Below are 20647 nucleotides of genomic sequence, written 5' to 3' on the forward strand. Positions count from 1 at the left end.
ACCACATTCGAAGCCATTCTGCACACAGAGGAGACCAGCCATGGTTTGCCGCGAAAACCCGTTGAGGTCGGCCGCGATGGGCGCCTTCAAGAAGATGAGCCGGTTCAACGGCGACGGCGTTCTGCATGACGCCCAAACGCAATCTCTGCTCCACGAAGCGAACCACGAACTCGAAGCGTCCACCCCGATCACCACCGAGCAGCAGATCGCGTTGATGGACTCGTACATCGCCGAGATCGAAGCCGACCCGAACCTCACCGACGGCGAAAAGTATCGGCCCTACACCGGTAAGGCCGGCCAGACCGGCATCGTCACCCGCATCCAGGAAGCGAAGCAGTGGCTACTGACGGGCAAGGACCGGCACGGTAACCCTGTCTCCGGCGCCCAGCTGAACTCGGCCGCCCAACTGTCTGCGGTGCTGCGGATGGGTGGCCGCCAAGGCTCGCACCAGGCCGCCCAACTCAACTTCCTGGAAATGAACGCCCGCCACCGCGGGCTGTCGATGAAGGAGGTGTCCGCAGAGTGGCGTGCACTGATGAATCAGTCGGGCGACTTCTCCAACATTTCGCTCAAGGATTCCTTCCGCGACAAGCTCGGGTCCGGCGAAGGCACCGAGAAGTCCGACACCCGTCCAGCGTCGCTAGCTGAGACCCTGTCGCTGGCCGGGATGACCGCCCGCGACCAGGACGAGCTGGGGCAGTCCGGGCGTGAACGCAACGCGATGGCAGTGATGGAACGTCGACGCCTTGAGGCGATCGCCGCGCAACCGTCGCGGCCGTCCATGCACGACGACTTCTGCGCCAAGCGCACCTTCGCCGACCCCAACAACAAGGGCAACCTGGTGCGCTGCGGGCACTGCGGCCAGTTCGGTCACGAGGACGCCGCATGCCCCAACGACGCACTGGTCAGCCAGCGCGACCAGATCGCCGCCGACCGCCAGACACTCGACAACGCCGTCGAAGCAACGAAGTGGCGCAAGGTCCTCAACGCCGACGACGAGCAGTTGGCGGAAGTGTGCTCGCGCCTGTACCCCGATCAGACTCCGGACAGTCTGCGTGCCACCGGCACCGCCCGCATCCAGGAGCTGGTGGGCGACAACGAACTGTCCGACCGTCAGATCGCGCGCCGCAAGAAGGAACTCGACGAAGCCGAGGCCGACCTGCGGGCCGCGTTCGACAAGGAGGGCGGCAGTGTCTCGTGGGTGCAGGAGGCCCGATACAACCCCGGCAACGGGGTTCTGCAGATCACTCCGCACCCGTACGTCCGCAAGGACGGCACGGTGACCCCGCCGACCCCGTTCCGTCGACGAATCTCCCCGGAAGCGTGGGCGCAGCTCACCGACGGCACCGACACGTTCGGTAAGCGTCTGCACGCGCTGGGCTTGTCCGCCCGCGACAGCGGGGAGGCCTACGGGTTCGAGAACGCCGCCGACGCTGCAGCCGCCGCCACCGTCACCAAATGCAACAGTTGCGGCCAGTTCGCCTCCATGAACTCCCAGCACCGCTGCCCGGTCAGTGGGGGCCCGTCCGAGGAAGTACCGGCCCGCAACGCCGCCAACAATCAGGCATTTCGGGAGGCTGTGCGTGACGGTGGCCGGAAGCTGCCGCCGCGCCCCCGCAATCTTGTGACCGGTCTGTCGCGGGCGCCGGGACGCCCAGTGACCATCAGCGATGTCGGCGGCGAGAAGGTCGAAGGCCGCATGCACGTGTCGACGAAGGCGGCAGTGGACGAGGCGACGGCCACCAACAGCACCATCGCCGAGGTCGGAATCCAGGCAGACTTGCCGGGCGCGAACGTGCACGGCCAGGTGCGAGTGTGGAGCGAGGACGGTCAGCGTTACCTTTCCCCGTTCGATGACCGGGGCCGCTCCACGTTGCGCTGCAACTGCCCCGCGTTCGCCTCCAACGGGCGTTGCCGCCACGTCGACGGGATCGCCGTGGCCGCCGGCAACCACTACCGGGCAGCCAACGGCAGTCGCCGACGTCCCGACAGCAACCCCGAAGCCATCGGTGGCCTGTCACTGGATGCGCCCATGTCGGCCAGTAGCCGCGTCGACTATGCGACGTTGACCGCCCGCCGCGGCGAACGCAACGACGAGTTCCTGTCGGCTCTGGCCAAGCGCAGTCACGCTGGCACCCTGGCAAACGCGCCCGTGACGATGCCGCCGACCACCATGGACGGTGCGCCGATCGCGGAACCGACGACGTGGTCACGCGACGAAGAAGCCGCGGTGGGCAGTCGCGCCGTCGCCGACATCGACCTCAATGACACCGTCGCTGTGCAGAAGCGTCTGCGTAAGGTGCTGTCCGGTCGGGGTCCGCGCCGGACGTTCCCGGTCAGTCGCGACAGCGACGGCGGTATCAACATCGGCATTCAGCGGTCGGCGCGGGGCAGCAAGACCATTGCTGCCCAGCGCCGGGAACTGCGCGAACTGCTGGGCCTGCCAGCGAACGCGTCGTTGAAGAACGGCTACTACATTCCGCCGACCGGGTCGGCGCGCGCCGAAGCTCTCGACCGCGTCTACGGCGACCCCCAACGGGTGCAGCGGTCTCGGTGGGTTCTCAATCCGACGTCAGCCACTCTCGACCAGGAGCACCGCGGTCGGGTCGCCGCCGAGCACAAGTTCTGACCGAAAGGGACAGGAAAATGACTTCCATTTCCGAGGCCGACGCGGCGATCGACGCTGAACTCGACGGCCTGGAGCTGGTCTCAGCGGGTGCGGCACCGGTGGGCGACATCGTCGACGCCGCCGACACCCCGTGCACCGCTGACGAGGCTCGCGCCCTGATTCGCCGCGCCGTCAATGCCGCCAACGACTTCTACAGCGCCATCGCCGAGCTACTGTCCAGGCAAGGTCATGCGGCGCTGGGATATGACTCGCCGCGGCAGATGATCTCGCAGGAGTTGTCGGGCATGCTGGTCAATCCGCGCACCGGGAAACCGGTGTCGGACACCCATCTGCGGCGTATGACGCGGGTGGCGTGGCTGGCGTGGTCGATCGCCCAGAACACGGGCGTGGACATGTCGGAACTGAAGATCAGTGAACGGGCGGTCCGGTCCATCTCGGCGGCGGCCGCCGGCCTCGACGACGTCGATCTGATCGACGACATCACTGCCCGGATGGCCGAGATCGGCCCGGACGGCCCCGACGAGGTCAACGACATCATCAACGGGGCGCTGACGTCCTACAACGAACGCCGCGAGCAGGACGTCGACAACGATCCTGATCTCGACGACGGGAGCGGCGAAGGTGGGGAGCAGGCTGCGGCGGGTCGGCGGCCTGCCGGTGGCGGTGGCGGTGACGGTGCAGGGTTTCATGCCGACGCTGGCGGTGCTGGCGGGGTCGAGACCGAACCCGACAGCGACGGCCACGGTGACGGTGAGGCCGCGGCGCCGGCGGATGCTCAGCCGGCGGCGCCGCGTCCTGCGGCGTCGTTGACGGAGATCTTCGATACCGGTCTTCCCGACGGGGTGGAAGCGTCGGTCTCCGATTCGGAGGTGTACTCGGTGCTCTCGCACATGCGGACCGCCGCCGACGTGCGACGGGTGCTGGCCGACATCACCCGCATCCATGCGCTGCTGCCGGAGATCACGAAGATCAGAAAGCAGGTGCCCCACATCATCGACGCCATCGACGACGACGAGCTGGCCGCGATCGAAACGGAGTTGCGGAGCACAGACTCGGCGGTCGAGTGGGCCGCCGAGGCGCGGCAGGTGATCTCGGATGGACTCGAGGAGGTGCAGATCCGTCTTGACGAAGCCATCTAGGACGATCATGTCGGTCAGTCGCGGGCTCGTTCCCCGTGCTCGCCGCGCTCGTGCTCGCCGCCGCGACCGCCTGCACCGCCGACACCCCCGCCCGGCCGGAGATTGAGCGGCCGTCGAGCGCGTGGACGGCAGCCCCGCCGATCTACCAGGCAGCCATCACCTCGGCGTTGGGGGCGCAGGGCTGCCCGAGTGTGGATCGCAACCTGGTGGCCGCGCAGCTGCAGTTCGAATCGAACTTCACCCACGACGCTGTCGCCGTCAGCGGGGCGAGCGGCGCGGCGCAGATCTCACCCTCCGCGTGGCAGGAGTGGGCGCCGAAGGTAGGTGCCACCGATCGGCTGAACGTGCTGGACTCGGTCACCGTGCAGGTCGCGGTGAACTGCGACAACGCCGCCCTGCTGCAGAAGGCAGGAGCCGAACCGTCCTTGAACAATCTGGTGAGCGCCTACTCGGTCGGGGTGAACTCCACCGTGAACCCGGGCTCCCACCATCTGTCAGTCCCGTTCAAGGACCTGGGGATCGAGCAGATCGTCGCGGCCGCCACCCCGCAAGAGCGGTGACTGCTGGGGTGCGGGCGGTTCAGCGGTCGCGCGCCGGACGGCATCTATCCGGGGCCGAAGACGTCGTGGGGGAGGTCTGCCACCACGAGCGGGATCAGCAGGTAGACCCACGGCCTGAAGGCGAGGAGCAGCAGCAGGGTGCGCAGCGTCGTCGCCCAGCCGTGCTCGGCGGCGGTCTGGATCAGAGCGGTCATATCGCGGTTCATGCACTGATAGTCGCGCGTCGATCCGGCCCACACATCTGGCATTAGGTACACGATGGGCGGTACGAGCACAGTAACAGGTAGCTTTAACTATAAGCCGCCCATCGTGTACCCGCCATTCGGTACCCTATTTCTATGGACACTTTCGGGCCGCTCCCCGTCCTCACCCCAGAAGAACAGGCCAAACGCGACGGGCACGTCCGATGGCGTCAGCAGGCAGACCAGCGCAACCGCGAGAAGATGCTGCGGCGGCAGCGTGAACTGCGGAGGAGGGCAGCGCAGATCGCGTACGCCATCGACGCCTACAAGGACATCGACAGCACCTCCGGCGACCCGATCCTGATTCGCACCGATTTTGTCCGCCTACCGACCGCTCGCCCGCACGTGCCGTTCACCGCCATCACCGACGAGCTCGAAACTCGCCCGCCGATGACCCGGCTCATCGCGGCCGCCGGAGGAAACGCTCTCCCGACGTACCTGACCATGCTGTACGTCGCCCAACAGGAAGGCACCCCTGGCAGCAGCTACACCTACGACCGGAACAACACCACGGGGGAAATAGGCCAGCCGGCGTGGGCGCGCTTAGCCGGATTGCAGCAGCCACGTAGCCGCCCGAACTCCGGCCGCAACCCCGCCCCTGCCGCTGCCACAATCGACCCGGCACTCCGGTTCAGACAGTCCCGCCGCGCCTTCAACACCGCCCTGAAGCAGCTGCACACGCACGGCCTGATCACCCCCCGCGAAGGAGCCACCGGTACTGCCGGGACGTACACCGGCTTCCGTGTGCTCGCCGACGACGGCACTGGCCTCGAATACATTGTTCCCGGTCAAGGCGCATCTAACGTGAAAGCGTTGCGCATTCCCGAGGCCTTCTTCCGCCAGGGTTGGCATCTGGTTCTCACCCCCTCGGAGATCGCCGTCCTGCTGGCGATCATCGACCGCACCGGACATCTACGTCTCGCCCGCCGCGACGGCACTGTCGCAGACACCGGCGTCGACCTCAAAGAGAGCGTCCGCCGCGACTTCTACGGGCTCAGCGGCGAGGCGTACGAGGCGGTGCACGTCCTCGACGCCCTGGGGCTCATCACGTGCCTCGATCCCATGCCCGACAGGTCGAAAGTCTCGCCGGATCAGCGCCTGCCGTTCAGGCTGTTCTATCCCGCCAGCACCCAACAAGCGCTCGGCGCACCGTTTGAACGCGACGCGTTCGCGGCGGTATCGGCTCTGCTCGGCGCCCGCTAAGGCCGCGCACTTCCTCGCCTCCGACCGCTCACGCAGCCTGTCCGCCGCTGCCGGCCGGAGGCCAACTGGCGCCGAGCGCTGCCGGCTCGAAAACGGTCAGGTAGGCCAACCACAGGGCGGCGACAGTGAATGCCACGAGGAGGACCTTGTCGGCGACACCGTTCGCTTTGATGCGCATGAAGCCAGGTGGGCACACATCCCACCACTTCTTGCCGCCGATTCCGACGAGCCCACCGAGCATCGGCACACCGGATTTGGTGAGGGCGTCGCCGAGCAGATGCGCGAGGATCCCGACGGTGACGGCCAGGCCGAGCGCCCACGCCGACGCCATCTGTGGCTGCCATGCGCCGACGGCGACGGCGGCCGCCGCCGACACCCCGGTGATGGCCAGCCAATCCGACGATGAGCTCCATTCCGGGAACAGGCCGCGGATCGCCAGGCCGAGCATGAGGAACAGCACGATCAGGGCCGGCAGCTTCCCGAAAAGGCCGATGAGCACCCCGACAAGCAGGCCCGCCGCAGCGGCGAACCACACCGTGTGTGTGGCGGTGCGGTGTCCGTTGTTGCGGTCGGAATCACGGTCGGTCTTGGACAGGTGGTAGATGGCGAGTGCTGCGTTTTCGGTGACATGGGCGACCCCCACGGAAATGAAACCGAACGTCTTGGACACGGTCGCCTGCGGGGAGTCGATGTCGGGCAGCAGTGCCGCGCCGGCGGTGACCGCCGCGAACGTCAACGCGCCGACCGCGGTGGTGGGGCCCCCGATCGACGCCGGAATGAGTGCGGCGATCGCCAGACCGGCCGCGGCCCCGGACATTGCGTGCGTTGGCCCCATCACCATTGTCGGCCGCCGATCAGGCCGCGCACACCGGCACGGTGCACGGGATGGAGAATGCGGGCGCACCCAGGTCCGCGCGGGGCGCGGTGGTCTCGACCTGCTGTTTCAGGTCGTCCCACTTCTCTTTCGCCGGTTCGACGTTGCGTTCGTAGTTGCGGTCCCACAGGTTGCGGATCGGTTCAGGGACCGGCAGGTAGCCGTTGGCGCCGACGAACAGGATCGCGAGGATGAGCACTCCGGTGCCGATCAGGGTTCCAATACGCATGATGTGTCTCCTCTAGGTTGCTGCTGGGGTGATGTCGGCCGGGTCAGACGTGTCCCACGGAGGGTCCACATCGAAGGAACTGAACGGGTCCACTGCGGGGCCGTCGCCGAGCGGCGCCCGGTCGTCGAGGTCTGCGACGTCCTCGCTAGGAGTGAAGTCGTCGACAGGCAGGTAGGCGTCGGCGGCGTTGTCGGGCAGCCCGATCGGTAGGCGGTCAGCGTCACGGTCCGGTTGTGCCGCGTCGATCGCAGGCTGCGGGTCGTCGTCTTCCACCCGCACCCACCGTGGGTCCTGTCCGCCGTCAGAATTGGCTACTTGGATCTGCATCCAGCCCTCCGCTTCGAGTCCAGCGCGTAGACGTTCGCGGGAGCCTTCGATAGTCAGGGACGGATCCCACGGCGCAGGTTCGGTTGCCGACGGCAGGAACGGAACCTGGATGAGGTGGAAGCCGCTCGCCGACGTCCACGCCCAGGCGCGGCCCTTGGGGACGGCCGGGGGGAACCGGGTGCCGTGGTTGGATTCGAGGATCTGCTTGGAGGTGTACTCGTCGACGGGGCCAACGCACACCCGGAACTGCATTTGCAGTTTCAGCTGGGTCGAAACAACCTGCGCTTCGGGTTTCTGGGCGGCCGCGACAATGTTGATTTCGAAGGCACGCGCCAACCGGCCGATCGACTCGAGGTCTGAGCGCGCTACGTCGAGGAGTTCTTCCAGATCCTTGTCCTTGGACTTGGCCAGGAACTCGCCGATCTCGTCGAAGAACAGGAACCGTCGCCGCGGGCATGGCCCGTCCTCGGCTTCGAGTTCGGGTTGGCGGGCGTAGAGGGCACGCAGCTGTCCTAGATTTCGGACGCCCCGCTTGTTGCACAAGCTCTTGCGGCGTTCCATCTCATCCTTCGTCGCTGCCACCGCCAGGCACGCCTCCTGCGGGGTGCCGGCGAACACAATGGTGTTGGGGAACTCTGGGGTCCATGCGAAGTCGGTCATCTTCAAGTCGCACACCACGACCTCGATGAGGTCCCTGTTGGTCAGGATTCCCTGCAGGATCGTGTCGAGTAGGACTGATTTGCCGGCGCCGGTGGAGCCTCCGATGAGGCCGTGCGCGATCTTGTTGAGATCCCACACGAACCAGCCGCCACCCTTCTGTAGGCCGATGAAGACCTTGCCGGCGCGGAACAGGGCCTGAATTTCCTTGCGGTCGGGGGCGTCCTCGTCAGGGAAGGCGACGGCGTCGGGGAGTTTCGAAACTGCCCGCATTTCGACGTACCCGGCCGCGGTGTCCCACGCGTAATGCCAGTCCATGTTGTTGTCGATCGAGTCCCAGTGGTCTTGGAAGGCGTCCTTGGTGTCGGACTTGGTGACGTCGACGGTCCCGAAGTTCACTCGCGCGACTTGCGGCAGCGCGACTCCGCTCGCGGAGATCTCTGGCTGCCATTCGAGGACTTCGGTGGTCACTGGGTTGCGGGCAGACCCAAACTTCGCGTTGGTGACGTTGCGGAATCGGGTGAGCGCGGACCGCTGCTGAGCCTTCGGGTCGTTGTGGGAGACCAGGGTGATGTCGAGTTCGGTGGTGGCGCCGTGCTGCCAGTCGAATAGGGCGCGGGCGGTCGACCACCGGTTGACGATGGCTGCGTCGAAGCGATCTTCGATCTGGTCGCGGAGCCGGGAGTCGTCTACGGCGAGAGTGCCGAAGGAGACGTGCAGGGTGCGCGGTAAATCCATTTCGGGGTTGACCCAGTCGATGACGTCGAGGACGACGGGGTCTTTGCCTCGCGCGGGCACCAGTGCGCTGATGTCGTCGCGCAGGCGGCGTTGAGTGCGTTTGCGTTTGGCGTCCAGGCTTTCGGCGTCCGCGTGATCGACGGACAGGCTGGAGGTGGCCGGGTCCCAGGTGAACAGCCATTCTCCGGGGATGGGGATGGCGCGCTCGATCTGGCGTTCCACTTGATCGCGCAGCACCGGATCGGACAGGTCACGGTCTGCGCAGCGCACAGCAAGACCGGTCGGGTACTCGGAGGCTCCTCCGTCTGCGGTGGGTGCGCTGTCCCAGTCCTTGATGGTCACGTTCCAGCCGCTGGCCGCGGCCGGGGTGGCCGGTACCCGGAAGATTTGCACGATCAGGGCGGTGATTTTGCGGGTGTACGCCTTGCGGGTCAGTCGCGGATCGTTGGCGGGGACAGCCTGGGCGGTGACGGTGGCGCGATCCCAGGTGCACAGCCATTCGCCTCCGCTTTTGCTGAGAGCGTGGGGCAGGTTCTCGATCGCTGATTCGACGCCCACCCGCAGCAAGGGGGCCGTGGCGGCGGGGGCGGCCGAGTTGAGGGTGGCGGTGAATGTTTCCGGGAGGGCGCGCGCCCCCCACTTGATCTTGCGGATGTGTCGACTGGGATCGGTGGGGTGGCTGGCGGTGCCGGCAGGCAGCTTCGCCACCGGTGCCAGGGTGGAGAAGATCGTGGCGAGCTGATCGCGGCGGCGGCGTTGGACGTATGCGGCGCGAATGAGAGTGACGATCAGCCATGCCAGAAGTAGGTACAGGGCCGTCATGCTGAATCCGGCCAGGTAGATCCATGCCGACATCGCGACCAGGAACAGCCAGTTGAGGACGGTCGGGGTGACCGGGCCGGCCAAGGACTGCCGGTCTTGGCCGAAGGTGAGGGTCAGCCAGTCCAGCAGGGTGCGGCGGCTGTGGTCCTTGGTCGACGCTTTCAGCCGTTGCGCCGTCGGCGACGGGCGACGTTGGCGGGTGCTCGGCATGAGCGGCTCCTCGTGGTGCATTGGCTTCGAATTACTGCGAGTGTACGAACCGCGTTTTCTGTCCATTGGGCCGAAAAAGTCGCTGGCTGCCTCGTCAGAGCGATCGAACCCGGCCAACTGGTGTTGGCCGGGTTCGTCAGTTGTGCGGGTTGGTGTCGGGGCCCGCAGGTGGGGGTGGGCACCACGTGCGGGCCCCGCGTCCGATCAGAACGGCGGTTCGTCGTTCTGGTTGCCGACCGGGGCGCTGCCCCACGGGTCGTCAGCGGGCTGGCTGGGCGGGGCTTGATTGCCGGCGGGCTCGTTGGCCCAGTTGCCGCCGCCCTGCTGGTTCGACTGGTTCTGGCCGCCGCCCTGGTAGCCGCCGCCCTGGCCGCCGCCGCCCTTGCGGGGGGTGCGGGTGATCTTGGCGGTGGCGTAGCGCAGCGACGGCCCGATCTCCTCGACGTCGAGTTCGACGACGGTGCGCTTCTCGCCTTCCCGGGTTTGGTAGGACCGCTGCTTGAGGTTGCCCTGCACGATGACGCGGCTGCCCTTGGTGAGGCTTTCGGTGACGTTCTCGGCGGTATCGCGCCAGATGGAGCAGCGAAGGAACAGTGCCTCGCCGTCCTTCCATTCGTTGGTCTGACGGTCGAACGTGCGCGGGGTCGAAGCCACCGTGAAGTTGGCGACGGGGGCACCGGAGGCGGTGAACCGCAGCTCGGGGTCGGCGGTGAGGTTGCCGATGATGGTGATGGGGGTTTCTCCGGCCATTTCTTCGTTCCTTCTGTTGGTGAGTCGCCGCCTCGTTGTGCGGCTTCGGTTTCGTGCATGAACAGCCTCGCAATCGGATCTTTCTGGCTGCGGCACTTTTTGCCGGCGCAGGGAGCGCGACGACGAATGACGACGGTTCGGGGGTCGGGGATGCGCGGTCACCCTGTCGACGGCAGCCGACGTCAGTGCTTGTCGTGGAGTTGCCGGTGGGCCGCGCATCGCACCAGAGCAGTCCTCGGCTCCCCTGTGCGGGTCTCCCGGTGCCGGCCCGTTCGGCGTGGTGCGGCGCCGCTGTCCGGTAGGGCATGGCCGGTCCCGCGCCGCCGACTGTTCCTGAACCGTGATGGTGCAGGGACAGCCGGCGACGGCGGTCAGGACGCCCGCTGCTGAGCCTTCGTGTAGACGTGCTGGGCCATGTCGCGGAATCGGGCTGGCTCCTGGCCCCACGTCTGAACCCGACCGGCGAGCAGTTCGGGGTCGACCTGGTCCAGGTCGGCGGTCCCGAACTGCTCGGCCAGCAGCGGGGCAGCGTGCTCGGGCTGCATACCGGCCGCTTCCAGCAGTGGCTGCAATGCCTGGTGGTTGCGGTCGCGGATGGATGAGACCGCGTTGTCGCCCACCGAAAAGTTCGGCGTCGGCGGGCGCTGCACATTGCTGTTCGCTGGCGAGGCAGCACCGCGCGGATCGACAGGGTCGTTCTGGCGGTCCACTTGACGGTGAGCCCGACCGGAGGCGTCGTTGATCGGTGTCGGTTCGGAGACCTCGTCCAGGTAGCTTTCGGTGGCTGCCAGCACTGCTGCGGCCAGCACCCGGCCGACCTCGCCCACCTCGGTCAGCCAGTGCGCCCGCAGCTGCGGGTCGTTGACGACGGCGACGGTCAGCGGAACGTCCTGCAGGACCACCTGGCGGATGATCTTGGCGGCGGTGGCGGAAGAACCGTTGATCCGGTTGGCGGGCTTACCCGTCATCGCGGTCTGCACTTGGTCGACGATTTCGCTGAGCGGTCCCATCATGGCCGTGGCCGTGGTGCTGATCTGGTCGCGGGTCAGCAGGTTCGGGGTGCGCCCGGCCGAGTCGGCGTCAGCTTGCTCGGTGAAGCATGCTTCGCCGAGCGCGGTCAGTGCGGTATCGCGGATCGCCAGCAGACCGGACACGGCGTAGCTGCCAGGGTTGACGCGGCCGTCAGAGTTGTACAGATCCCACCGCTTGCCTTCGGCCGAGCGGGAGGTGCGCTGCGGGGGACGGCTGATGGTCGGGTTGTCGTTGGCTGCACCCATGCGCACCGCGACGGCGTCGGCGATGCGGGACACGGCGGCGTCGTCGAGCTGCGCCGTGCCGCCGGTCGCCGCGCCACTGAGTTCGCGCCACATCTCGCGGGGGATGGCCGCGCCGCCGGGGGTTCCGTCGGGACGGGTGATGCGCACCCAGCCCTGGGCGGGGGTCTTTCCGACCCGATTGCTGCGGTGCAGAGGCCAGTCCAGCGGGTTCGAGCGGGCTTCGCTGCTGATGAGGTTGATGTCGGCGCGGTCGGCGGGACCGACCAGTGCCAGCACCTTGCTGATGTTGGCTTTCGAGACACCCTGGGCGGCGTCGGTGGACTCTCCGTCCTCGGTGAAGCCGCGCAGAGCCATGATCGGTTCGTCGTAGCTGATCACCTTCCCGTCGGCGCTTTTGTACTTGCGGCGGCGTTCCACTGCCAGATAGACGGGGCGGCCGGTCTCCTGGGCCCTTCGCAGCGCGGCCTCGATTTCGCCGCCGGCGACGGTGGAAGCGGCGATCGCCCGGGTCAGCGGCTGCTTGCCTTCACCGACCGGCACGGAGGCGGGATCGAACTGCACGTACAGGCCGTTGCCGCGTTCGCTGGCCGCCACCGACAGCACCTTGATCGACGGGTACTCCTGAATGAAAACCTCCGGGTGCACGAACACCTGCTCGGTGCCGTCGCCGACCTTGATCTCGACGGTGGCGCGCGACGGGCGGGCCTCGTAGGCGACGAAGCTGCCGCCGGTCGTCTTGCGTTCGAATGCTGCGGGTGCGGTCACTGTTCTGGTCCTTCTCATCGCTTGGGCAGTGACCATCACGTTTCAGCAGCCCACTTCTGCACTGCGGCACATCACCGCGTCCACGCAGGTAGCAGCCTCTTTTCGCGGGTTGTGGGGGAGGGAAGGGGCGGTTCGTAGGGTGAACGGCATGAACGGACAGGAACTCGTCGATGCGGGCACTCACCGACTGTGCGGGTGCGGGCGCATGCTGATCCGTGTCGATCGGTCCAGCTGCCGTGACTGCGCTCTTCGCCAGCCGCCGCCGGCGCCGCCGGTACCGGCGCGGCGGCGCCGCACCTCCGCCACTGGCCCGCGGGTCGGGGACGCGAAAGTTGATCCGTCCAAGTTGGGCGTCTTCGCGGACGCGCCCGGCTCGGTGGTGCGGTTCGCGGTCGCCGGCAAACCGGTCCCGCAGGGTTCGCTGCGGGCCGTCGCCGCCGGTGTCATCAAACGCGAGTCCGGCCCGGAGCTGGTGGCCTGGCGCACCGCCATCCACCGCGCCATGTTGTCGGCGGTCGGGTTGGGCGGGATCGGGGCGGACTGTCCGCTGCGTGTGCACGCGGTGTTCACCGTGCCCATGACGGTGCCGAAGAACGGTGGTGTGGTGGGCAGTCACACCGTCAGCACGGCCCCGGACTCGTCGAGCTCGCCGCGGGTAGCGCCGTCGACGGCACCGGACTTGGACAAGCTGATTCGGGCGGCCGGCGATGCGATCACCCCCCGGAAACGGTGGCGCTTGTTCGCCGACGATTCGCGGATCGTGGAGTGGTCGTCCGCGAAGACATACCCTCGCCCCGAGCATGTGCATCCGTGGGCGTTGTCGGCGCCCGGCGTCGTGCTGCAGGTGTCACCGTTGGATGTGGCGGCGGTGTTCCCGTCGACGACATTGTCCGATCCGGGGCCGTGTCCGGCCGAGATCGCCGACATCCTCCCGGCCGCGCTGCGAGCGGCATGAGTGCCGCGGGCGGCGTTGTTCGGCCCTTACGGTGCCTGCCATGACTTCAGTGACTGCGATCGCCGAGCAGGTGGTGTTGGGTGCCCTCCTCGATGGCGCCGACGACGACTACCTGCAGTTGGCCGCGTCGGCGTTGGCGCCGGCCGCGTTCGACGCGCCCGCCCACCAGCGGGTGTTCCAAACCGTGTGCGACCTGTTCTTGGAGGGAACACCCGTCGGCTTGGGGTCGGTTCACGAGCACCTCGAGAAGTCGGGGCGGCTCGGTGACGTCGGCGGATACCCGGCGTTGACGGGGCTGCTGAATGCGGTGCTGACCGAACCGGCGAGCGCCCCACACACATACCTGGCCCAGTTGGGGGACCAGTTTCTGGCGCGAACGCGCGCCAACGATCTGCGTTTGGTGGCCGACCAGCTGGGTTCATCGTTGACCGTCGACCAGGCCCGTGAGCGGGTCGAGGAACTGTTCGCCGCCCCCTCGTTGACGTCGGCGGCGTTGCCGGACATCAACGAGCAGATGGTGGCCGTTCACGAAGCCTTCCATGAGCGTCGAAACGGGGAGCGCCGCCTGATCGGGGTGCCCACCGGATGGGATGACCTGGACGGGGCAGAACACATGAATCGCCAGCTTGTGGGCGGTTTACGGCCAGGCTATTTCGTGCTGCTCGCAGCCAGGCCGGGTGCCGGTAAGACCGTGGCCCTGTGTGATTGGGCGCGGGCTGCGGCCCGCGCCGGCAAGGGCGTGTACTTCGCTTCCACGGAGATGACGGCCACCGAACTCCTCGGCCGATTCGTGGTGTCCCTGTGCTCGACGGTGACCGTCGACACGTACTTGAACAAGCCGTGGGAGCTGTCGACCACCCAAATTGAGCAGGTGGAGAACGCGATGGCCGAGATCGCCGGATGGGACATGGTCATCGACGACCAAGCCAACGATGTTCCCCACATCGCCCGTCACGCCGCGGCCGCGCGCGCCAAGTTCCGGTCCACCGGCAGCGACCTGCACGTGATCTATCAGGACTATCAGCAGATCCTGCAGGACCCGCCGGGAGAGCAGTCACAGTCGAACTATGTGCGGGCCTCCCGCAACTCGACCCGGTCGAAACTGCTGGCCAAGAAGATGGAGGTGCCGTTCGTGTCGGCGGTCCAGCTCGGCCGTGACGCGATCGACCGGGCACCGCGGCTCGACGACCTCAAAGAGTCCGGCCAGTATGAGCAGGACGCCGACCTGGTGGTGGCGTTGGAGCGCCCGTACGCGACCGACCCGCACTCCGCCCAGGAGCGCGGCATCCTCTCCTCCGACCTCACCATTCACGGCCTCAAGTTTCGGCACGGAATGGCCGGCTGGGAGTTCCGCCGCGACTTCATCGGCGAGTTCATGCGCACCATCCCCCCGTCGGCGGGTTCGCGCAGCCAGATCCTCGCCGAGACGGCCTCGCCCCCACCGCAACCCGAACCTCCCATGCAGCAGCCGTTGGGCTCGGACTGGGGCGCCTAACCCGCAGCCCACAGAGGGGACCGGAGCGGTTCAGCACTGTTGACGCCTTGTTCAGAGCTCCCCGGTCTGCTGGTAGGCGATGAGCTTGGCGGCCTGCGCCCGCCACAGGGTGTCCAGCGTGACGATCGCGTCATCATTCACCGGGCCAGGGAAGGTGAGGGTGACGTACGAGACGTACCCGCCGGAACGGCCGACTGCGGTCAACGTCGACGACTCCGCCTCCGCATTGGGGGTCGTCGGCGTTACCGTCTGCGCCACCACCCGCGCCGCCTTCAGCCGGTACGCGGACGCGTTGACCGGCAACTGCTTGACCTGCACATCCACAGTGCTCTCGCCCAGGTTCACGCGGGCCTGACCGCACGCAGCCGACCAGGTGTCCACTGCCCGGTTGATGTCACCATCGTTGGCCGCGATCATCGTCTCCGCGCGCGCCCCCAAGGCGACGTTGACGAACGCGGTACCGGCCCATAGCGGTCCGTCAACCCCTAAATGCTGCACCTGCTGCTGCAACTGTCCACCGGGCACGCAAGCCTCCGGGACGGCGCTCGCACCCGCAGGGGTCACCGCCACTGCCGGCGGTCCCGCGATCGGCGTCTCGGTCCATCCCGTCCACAGGTTCGCCGGAAGATCCCCGTTGGTCACCACCGCCATGCGCGCCGGATTCGGTGCCGGTTCACTGCGGTCAGGCCCGGCCAGGACTGCGACCGCGACCACTGCGCCGACCAGAACCGCCACGGCGCCAGCGCCCGCGGCCTTCCTGCGCCCCGGCAGGTCCCGTAGGCGCTGCCACCAGTTGCTGACACAGTCGATGAGTGACCACCAAAGTGACTGCAGGCGGGTGCGGATGGTGCCCATGCGGCGCTCCTCGGAAGAATCGGCTTCGAATGCGGCGATTCTCGCATCCACTTCTTCCCCGCCACGATGCGTTCGGCTGACAGTCTCGGCGCTTCGGCAGCCAGCCGCACTTGCTGCTGGGGATGGACTGTGTGCACTTCTCGGGTCTGCAGGCCTGCTGAACTTCCCTCGACTGGGGCGTTATTGGAACTTTGACGCGATACTTATCGAATATTTTTGGGTCGTTCTGGCAATTTTTGTGACACAGTAGTACGTTCGAAGGCGGTAAGGAGGTGCTAAGTAATGGATGTTTTGACCAGGTCTTCGCACGACACGGCTCGCATGGAGACGCACGAAGTAGTCGCGTACCTGCTTGAACGACTGGGCCGAACACTGACGGCGTACATCGCCAACACTCGGAGCCGAGCGATGCCAGCCAGGTGGGCGGCTCCTCCTGGCGAGCCGTCGCACGCGACTCCCGCCGACGACAAGGCCACTCGCCTCAAGGCCGCCCACACTGTCTTTCAGGCGATCGAAGACGCCGACAACGATCAGATCGCTCGGAGCTGGTTGATCTCTGCCAACCCCCGGCTGGGTGGTCACACTCCGGCGGACTGCATCCGCGACGGCAAGTACAAGGACGTTTTCAACGCAGCAGAAGCGTTCATTTCCGATCACCACTACGGATAGATCGCGAAGAGGCGCAGGCTAGGGCAAGTTCTGGCCGACCTCCCGTTAAACTGATGAATTGGTCTAACGGGAGGTCCCACAGTCTTTGCTGCCACATGAGAACGCCGAAATTTGCAGCGCAACCGGCTTGAACATCGTCCGCAGCGCGAGCGCAACGATCTACCGTGTCGCCAGACCGACGTATGGGCCGCTCAACCCCCCTGTCCGCCCCCACCTCGCCAGCATGACTCCTCATAAGTGGTCGCGCTGGGACACTCCAGGCCGCACCATCTACGGCGGCACCAGCGCCGAAGGCGCGTTCATCGAAGTCATCGAGTACATTCGGCCCGACCCTCCGGACACCCCGCTGTCCGAGCTGTTCGATGATGTCGCCGTCGGGGACGCACCGACGTTCGCTGACCAGGTTGCACGCGAACTCCAGGGCTGCGGGGGGATGAAGTACCGGTCAATTCCGCGGGGCTGGCGCGACGCGCAAAAGCTCTACGAGCTGCAGCTACCGGCGGACGGATGGTTCGTTGATGTGACCGGCGCCAACTCGATTGCCGCTCTCGACCTGGCCTGCCCACAGATCCTCCGCAGGTTTGACATCAAGCAGTTGGCGCTGGCGCATCTGACCGACCCAGAGCCCGAATCCAGGCGCCTGACCACTGCGCTTGCCGCGTTTCTGAGGGAGCACGTCGTGCTCGATGACGGGTCAGTACCGCACGGCGTCATCTATCCGTCGAAATGGGGAAGCACTGTGCAGAACGTCGCTATGTGGATGCGGCGCACCGACGACGGAACCGGCGAAGATCCGATCGGCGTTGCCCAAGAGCACACGATCGGCATAGACCATCCGGCGTTGGTCGCGGCAGCTCGGCTGCGGGGGATGACCATCTACTGATCGCTCCGGGACACCAATCCCTCCCCGTACCGGCCTCCCGGCTCCATCTCCAGGAAGAGCCAGGGGTCGTAGCGCACAGAGGCGGGAAGACGCACTTCCGATACTGGACGGCATAGCCGCTCACAGAGGAAGGGAGAGCCCCGTGTCCAGGACTGTCTTAGCTATCGACATCGGCTCGGCAACCATCACCGCAGCTGTCGCCGGCGGCGACAACGACCAACCCCAGGTGCTGCGCCCGGCACAAGGGGAATGCTGGCCTGCTGCGGTGCACGTCGACGCCGACGGCACCCTCATTCTCGATGAGGCCCGCCACCGGCAGGCCGCGTCGACCATTCCGCGGGTCACCCGCCTCCTCGGACGCGAAGCCACCATCATCGGCGGCACTGTCCGCCATGCAGACGCGTTGCTCGCCGCGGCGCTGACCCCGGTGCTTACGGCCGCCACCACCACCATGCGCGAGAACATCGACCTGGTGGTCGCCACCTATCCGTCGACGTGGCCCGAACCTGTCGTCGGCGCCTTCCGGCATGCAATCACCGAGTTCGCGCCCGCCGAAGGCCTCCTGATTCCGTGGTCGGATGCCGTCGCTGCCGCCACATTCGCGCCCGTCCCGTTCGTCGACTGCCCGATCACCTCGATCGACTTCGGGGCCCGGTCGGCGAGCGTGACAATGGCCCGCGTCGACCAGCAGGGGCGCGCGAAGACCGAGTACACGATCACCAACCCCGAAGGCGGTCTCCGGCAGATCGCAGCACCGATCATCGCCGAGGTGGCCCAGTCGTTGGGGCGGACGCTGCCGGGTGAACTGGAGGACGCACCGTGGTGGGATGAGGCCTGCGCTGCGTTCGGTGCGGCCCGCCGCGATCCGGGCGCAGCCTGGTCTACCGGTGGGGCCCTGCCTGCGGGGTCGATGGTGGTGGCCTTCCCGGAACCGTTGGGCACCTTGAACTTGGCGTTCCAGGAGGCGACGGACATGCTCGTCGAGCAGCTATTGCTCCCGCAGGGGCAGGTTCGTGAACGGGTGGGGTTCGCGCCGCCGCCACCGCAGCGCGCGCACCTGAGTTTGCTCGATCAGCTGCTGCGCCGTACACCGGTGCAGGGGCGTTGGACGGTGCCCGGCAACCCGCACGCTGCCCGACCGCTCGTGGAGCTGACCGGCGGGTTCGGTCAGGATCCGGCCGTGGTTCAGGCGGTACGCGAGTACACCCAGTCCGAGGCAGTCGTCGCCGAACTTCCAGCGCAGGTGGCCGCCTACGGGGCCGCGGTGCTGGGGGAGCGCCGGCAGTCCCGGCTGATCGGTGCCCGCCGGTGACCGCACCGACGAACGGGCATCTGATTCGTGCGGCGCGTCGTCTACGGATTCAGGTGCCGACGATGAGTACCGCTCGGCTCGTGCGCCGCGCGTGCGAGCACTACAACCTGCTGCACCCGAACAAGCCGCCGGCCGACCCGCTCACGAACACCTCACCTGCTTTCGTGGAGCGGTTGTGCGTGAACTTCCTTCGCCATGAACTGTCCAGCTACGACACCAACCGAGACGCGATCCGCCGACTGACCTCTGATCCGGCGACCGCACACGAGGCGGGGGCGATCATCAAGGCCCGCACTCTGCAGGCCATCGCCGAAACGTATCCACAGCTGTACCCGGAGTGTCGGCGGCAGGCTGTCCGCACCGACCGGCTCGACCGTGAGCCGGCGGCTCGTCGCCGCCGGTGACAGTGCCGCTACCCGACCACCATGCCGGACAGGGTGATCGGCGGTCCGGCGATGTCGGACCCGCCTGCTTACCTATCCACGCCCCCATAACGGAGACCCCATGAGCACCCCTGTTCCTGTGACCACCGACCCCGACTTCTGGCGCACACGCTACGAGTTGAAAGCGGTGGAGGCCGCCGAAGCCGACGCTGCCATTGAAGCGTTGACCGGCCGCTGCTTTCAGCTCACCGAGCTGCTGGAGTCGTTGGGGCATCCTCGCCGAGACCTCGAGCTGCTGCTGACCGAAGGCGCCCAGCAGGCCGCCATCGCCGAAGCGGACGCGGGCACCGGCCGATCCTTGATCGCGGCGATCGTCGGTGCTGTAGGTCATGCTCGCGACCAGCAGAAGGCCGGGCAGCAGCCCGACCGGGTGCTGACGTCGCTGCTGACACGGTTGACGTCGCTGACCGGTGCCGTCGATCAGAACTACGCCCGCAACCGGGCCCGCAGTCACCAGTTGGTGAGCCGGCGGCGTGCCGCGTTGGCCACCACCCTCGCCACCATGGCCGCCTCCACCGATGACCCGCTACCAACGTCGCCGCCGGTAGATGAGCCCTCACACCCCTAGAGCCTTTAGCCCGCGGATTTGCCGCAACCAGAAAGTCCAGACCGCCAGCGTGTAATGCACCCCCACAACCACCGACGACGGGACTTGGACATGTTCGACTGGACGATCGCGATTCTGGCTTTTCTCTGCCTCCCGTGGTGCCTGGACTACCTGATCCGCCACGACCCCGACCCCGCCACCTGGGACGACCAGTACGTCGAGATCGGGGAGCAGCCCACCCCGACGGCAGCCCCTGCAGATCCCGTCGTGCAGCCGTGGCCGCCTATGCAGGTCATCGCCGACAGCGAACCCGCATCGGACGTTCCGGCCCAGTCCTACCGCCCGCACAGCGGGGAGCTCGACTCCGCCGCGTAACCGGCCCGTACGACGTTCGCGCCCCGCCAGCAGCCCGCAGGCGGGGCGCCGTCGTCTCCGCCGGCCGGTAAGACACCACGCCTATCGTTTCGGCCATCACCAGGACTGAGGAGCTGCCGTGCCTGCATCCCATGCTCAGCCGCCGGGCACCCGCGTCTACGACGTCGCCCCGCACATCGAGGCGACAGTGACGCCGGCCGACCCCGGTAGCTGTCCGGTCGAGGTTGAGGCCGTCGGGAACGCGGCGGTGACGTACGCCCAGATGCAGGCCGTCGGGTCGGACCGGGCGCGGCGCCGGTGGCAGCTGATCACTGTCCTGGCCGTGGTCGCGGGCGGACTGTCAGTGTTGGCGTTGGCGCTCATGGTGACGCAAGACCCGCAGGTCGCCCCAGCACCGCCGGCACAGACCGTCACCGAGTTCGTGCCCACCACCACCACGGACACGGTCACCGAGACCGCAACAGCCACCACCACCAGTGTGCGGACGTCGGAGAGGACGTCGCGGGTCACCGAGACGCGCACCGAGGTCACGCGGGAACTGCGCACGTCGACGGTCACGGTCACGGTCACTGCGCCCGGATACAACTAGCCGCCCCGGGCCCCAACGCGCCGTTTCGGGTTCTACCTGCACAGATCGGCTGCCTTGCCGCAAGGTTGAGGGCCGGTGCTGGATTGTCGATCACACATTCGA

At 67.2% G+C, this 20647-nt stretch carries 20 protein-coding genes; 13 read left to right on the plus strand and 7 right to left on the minus strand.

Annotated features, from left to right (window positions below):
* Positions 1-40: 40 nt before the first annotated feature.
* From ACFFJD_RS01845 to ACFFJD_RS01855, 3 genes are read left to right on the plus strand one after another with little or no spacing between them, the layout of a single operon-like run.
* Positions 41-2629 carry a hypothetical protein gene (locus tag ACFFJD_RS01845; RefSeq protein ID WP_382360066.1) on the plus strand — a complete coding sequence of 863 codons (2589 nt, stop codon included), beginning with the start codon at positions 41-43 and terminating at the stop codon, positions 2627-2629.
* A 17-nt stretch (positions 2630-2646) separates the two neighbouring features.
* Complete coding sequence (locus tag ACFFJD_RS01850; protein ID WP_382360068.1) at positions 2647-3768, plus strand: hypothetical protein; 1122 nt, start codon at positions 2647-2649, stop codon at positions 3766-3768.
* 35 nt (positions 3769-3803) lie between these two features.
* Positions 3804-4328 (plus strand): transglycosylase SLT domain-containing protein, encoded by a 525-nt coding sequence (locus ACFFJD_RS01855; protein WP_382360071.1) that lies wholly within the window; start codon positions 3804-3806, stop codon positions 4326-4328.
* 44 nt (positions 4329-4372) lie between these two features.
* Here the strand turns inward: ACFFJD_RS01855 and ACFFJD_RS01860 are convergent, their stop codons facing one another.
* Positions 4373-4522, minus strand: coding sequence for a hypothetical protein (locus tag ACFFJD_RS01860; RefSeq protein ID WP_382360074.1), 150 nt, complete (start codon positions 4520-4522; stop codon positions 4373-4375).
* Positions 4523-4666: 144 nt separating this feature from the next.
* On the opposite strand from ACFFJD_RS01860, the gene ACFFJD_RS01865 reads away from it, so the two are divergent.
* Positions 4667-5773 carry a hypothetical protein gene (locus ACFFJD_RS01865; protein WP_382360077.1) on the plus strand — a complete coding sequence of 369 codons (1107 nt, stop codon included), beginning with the start codon at positions 4667-4669 and terminating at the stop codon, positions 5771-5773.
* A gap of 28 nt (positions 5774-5801) precedes the next feature.
* Here the strand turns inward: ACFFJD_RS01865 and ACFFJD_RS01870 are convergent, their stop codons facing one another.
* From ACFFJD_RS01870 to ACFFJD_RS01890, 5 genes are all read right to left on the minus strand, one after another.
* The gene (locus ACFFJD_RS01870) at positions 5802-6614 is read right to left on the minus strand and encodes a metal-dependent hydrolase (protein ID WP_382360080.1); all 813 of its coding nucleotides are present in this window, start codon (positions 6612-6614) and stop codon (positions 5802-5804) included.
* Between the two features lie 13 nt (positions 6615-6627).
* Positions 6628-6876, minus strand: coding sequence for a hypothetical protein (locus ACFFJD_RS01875; protein WP_382360083.1), 249 nt, complete (start codon positions 6874-6876; stop codon positions 6628-6630).
* Between the two features lie 12 nt (positions 6877-6888).
* Positions 6889-9630 carry an FtsK/SpoIIIE domain-containing protein gene (locus ACFFJD_RS01880; protein WP_382360086.1) on the minus strand — a complete coding sequence of 914 codons (2742 nt, stop codon included), beginning with the start codon at positions 9628-9630 and terminating at the stop codon, positions 6889-6891.
* 204 nt (positions 9631-9834) lie between these two features.
* Entirely contained in the window at positions 9835-10380 is a 546-nt protein-coding gene (locus ACFFJD_RS01885) for a single-stranded DNA-binding protein (RefSeq protein WP_382360088.1), read from the minus strand.
* A gap of 371 nt (positions 10381-10751) precedes the next feature.
* Positions 10752-12422 (minus strand): hypothetical protein, encoded by a 1671-nt coding sequence (locus tag ACFFJD_RS01890; protein WP_382360090.1) that lies wholly within the window; start codon positions 12420-12422, stop codon positions 10752-10754.
* Between the two features lie 148 nt (positions 12423-12570).
* Here ACFFJD_RS01890 and ACFFJD_RS01895 point away from each other — a divergent pair, with 148 nt between their 5' ends.
* The gene (locus tag ACFFJD_RS01895) at positions 12571-13377 is read left to right on the plus strand and encodes a RusA family crossover junction endodeoxyribonuclease (RefSeq protein ID WP_382360093.1); all 807 of its coding nucleotides are present in this window, start codon (positions 12571-12573) and stop codon (positions 13375-13377) included.
* Between the two features lie 40 nt (positions 13378-13417).
* Entirely contained in the window at positions 13418-14872 is a 1455-nt protein-coding gene (locus ACFFJD_RS01900) for a DnaB-like helicase C-terminal domain-containing protein (RefSeq protein ID WP_382360096.1), read from the plus strand.
* 51 nt (positions 14873-14923) lie between these two features.
* On the opposite strand, the gene ACFFJD_RS01905 is transcribed toward ACFFJD_RS01900, so the two are convergent.
* The gene (locus ACFFJD_RS01905; protein ID WP_382360099.1) at positions 14924-15727 is read right to left on the minus strand and encodes a hypothetical protein; all 804 of its coding nucleotides are present in this window, start codon (positions 15725-15727) and stop codon (positions 14924-14926) included.
* 282 nt (positions 15728-16009) lie between these two features.
* Between ACFFJD_RS01905 and ACFFJD_RS01910 the strand changes: the two genes are divergently transcribed.
* From ACFFJD_RS01910 to ACFFJD_RS01940, 7 genes are all read left to right on the plus strand, one after another.
* Positions 16010-16396: an antitoxin Xre/MbcA/ParS toxin-binding domain-containing protein gene (locus ACFFJD_RS01910; RefSeq protein ID WP_382360102.1), complete on the plus strand. Its 387-nt coding sequence runs from the start codon at positions 16010-16012 to the stop codon at positions 16394-16396.
* A gap of 223 nt (positions 16397-16619) precedes the next feature.
* Positions 16620-17279 carry an RES domain-containing protein gene (locus ACFFJD_RS01915; RefSeq protein WP_382360105.1) on the plus strand — a complete coding sequence of 220 codons (660 nt, stop codon included), beginning with the start codon at positions 16620-16622 and terminating at the stop codon, positions 17277-17279.
* A gap of 142 nt (positions 17280-17421) precedes the next feature.
* Positions 17422-18591 (plus strand): hypothetical protein, encoded by a 1170-nt coding sequence (locus ACFFJD_RS01920; RefSeq protein ID WP_382360108.1) that lies wholly within the window; start codon positions 17422-17424, stop codon positions 18589-18591.
* Entirely contained in the window at positions 18588-18995 is a 408-nt protein-coding gene (locus ACFFJD_RS01925) for a hypothetical protein (RefSeq protein ID WP_382360111.1), read from the plus strand. Before ACFFJD_RS01920 ends, ACFFJD_RS01925 begins: the two co-directional genes overlap by 4 nt.
* Before the next feature lie 100 nt (positions 18996-19095).
* Positions 19096-19602 (plus strand): hypothetical protein, encoded by a 507-nt coding sequence (locus ACFFJD_RS01930; RefSeq protein WP_382360114.1) that lies wholly within the window; start codon positions 19096-19098, stop codon positions 19600-19602.
* A 90-nt stretch (positions 19603-19692) separates the two neighbouring features.
* Positions 19693-19956 (plus strand): hypothetical protein, encoded by a 264-nt coding sequence (locus tag ACFFJD_RS01935; protein WP_382360117.1) that lies wholly within the window; start codon positions 19693-19695, stop codon positions 19954-19956.
* Positions 19957-20074: 118 nt separating this feature from the next.
* A complete protein-coding gene (locus ACFFJD_RS01940) occupies positions 20075-20545 on the plus strand; it encodes a hypothetical protein (RefSeq protein ID WP_382360120.1) in 471 nt (156 codons plus the stop codon).
* Positions 20546-20647: the final 102 nt, after the last annotated feature.

The sequence above is a fragment of the Gordonia phosphorivorans genome (assembly GCF_042432625.1).
Taxonomy (GTDB): Bacteria; Actinomycetota; Actinomycetes; order Mycobacteriales; family Mycobacteriaceae; genus Gordonia; species Gordonia phosphorivorans.

Coding starts and splice junctions, on each gene's coding strand:
- ACFFJD_RS01845 (WP_382360066.1), top strand. CDS start 41: ATGGTTTGCCGCGAAAACCCGTTGAGGTCGGCCGCGATGGGCGCCTTC.
- ACFFJD_RS01850 (WP_382360068.1), top strand. CDS start 2,647: ATGACTTCCATTTCCGAGGCCGACGCGGCGATCGACGCTGAACTCGAC.
- ACFFJD_RS01860 (WP_382360074.1), bottom strand. CDS start 4,522: ATGACCGCTCTGATCCAGACCGCCGCCGAGCACGGCTGGGCGACGACG.
- ACFFJD_RS01865 (WP_382360077.1), top strand. CDS start 4,667: ATGGACACTTTCGGGCCGCTCCCCGTCCTCACCCCAGAAGAACAGGCC.
- ACFFJD_RS01870 (WP_382360080.1), bottom strand. CDS start 6,614: ATGGTGATGGGGCCAACGCACGCAATGTCCGGGGCCGCGGCCGGTCTG.
- ACFFJD_RS01875 (WP_382360083.1), bottom strand. CDS start 6,876: ATGCGTATTGGAACCCTGATCGGCACCGGAGTGCTCATCCTCGCGATC.
- ACFFJD_RS01880 (WP_382360086.1), bottom strand. CDS start 9,630: ATGCCGAGCACCCGCCAACGTCGCCCGTCGCCGACGGCGCAACGGCTG.
- ACFFJD_RS01885 (WP_382360088.1), bottom strand. CDS start 10,380: ATGGCCGGAGAAACCCCCATCACCATCATCGGCAACCTCACCGCCGAC.
- ACFFJD_RS01895 (WP_382360093.1), top strand. CDS start 12,571: ATGAACGGACAGGAACTCGTCGATGCGGGCACTCACCGACTGTGCGGG.
- ACFFJD_RS01900 (WP_382360096.1), top strand. CDS start 13,418: ATGACTTCAGTGACTGCGATCGCCGAGCAGGTGGTGTTGGGTGCCCTC.
- ACFFJD_RS01905 (WP_382360099.1), bottom strand. CDS start 15,727: ATGGGCACCATCCGCACCCGCCTGCAGTCACTTTGGTGGTCACTCATC.
- ACFFJD_RS01910 (WP_382360102.1), top strand. CDS start 16,010: ATGGATGTTTTGACCAGGTCTTCGCACGACACGGCTCGCATGGAGACG.
- ACFFJD_RS01915 (WP_382360105.1), top strand. CDS start 16,620: ATGACTCCTCATAAGTGGTCGCGCTGGGACACTCCAGGCCGCACCATC.
- ACFFJD_RS01930 (WP_382360114.1), top strand. CDS start 19,096: ATGAGCACCCCTGTTCCTGTGACCACCGACCCCGACTTCTGGCGCACA.
- ACFFJD_RS01935 (WP_382360117.1), top strand. CDS start 19,693: ATGTTCGACTGGACGATCGCGATTCTGGCTTTTCTCTGCCTCCCGTGG.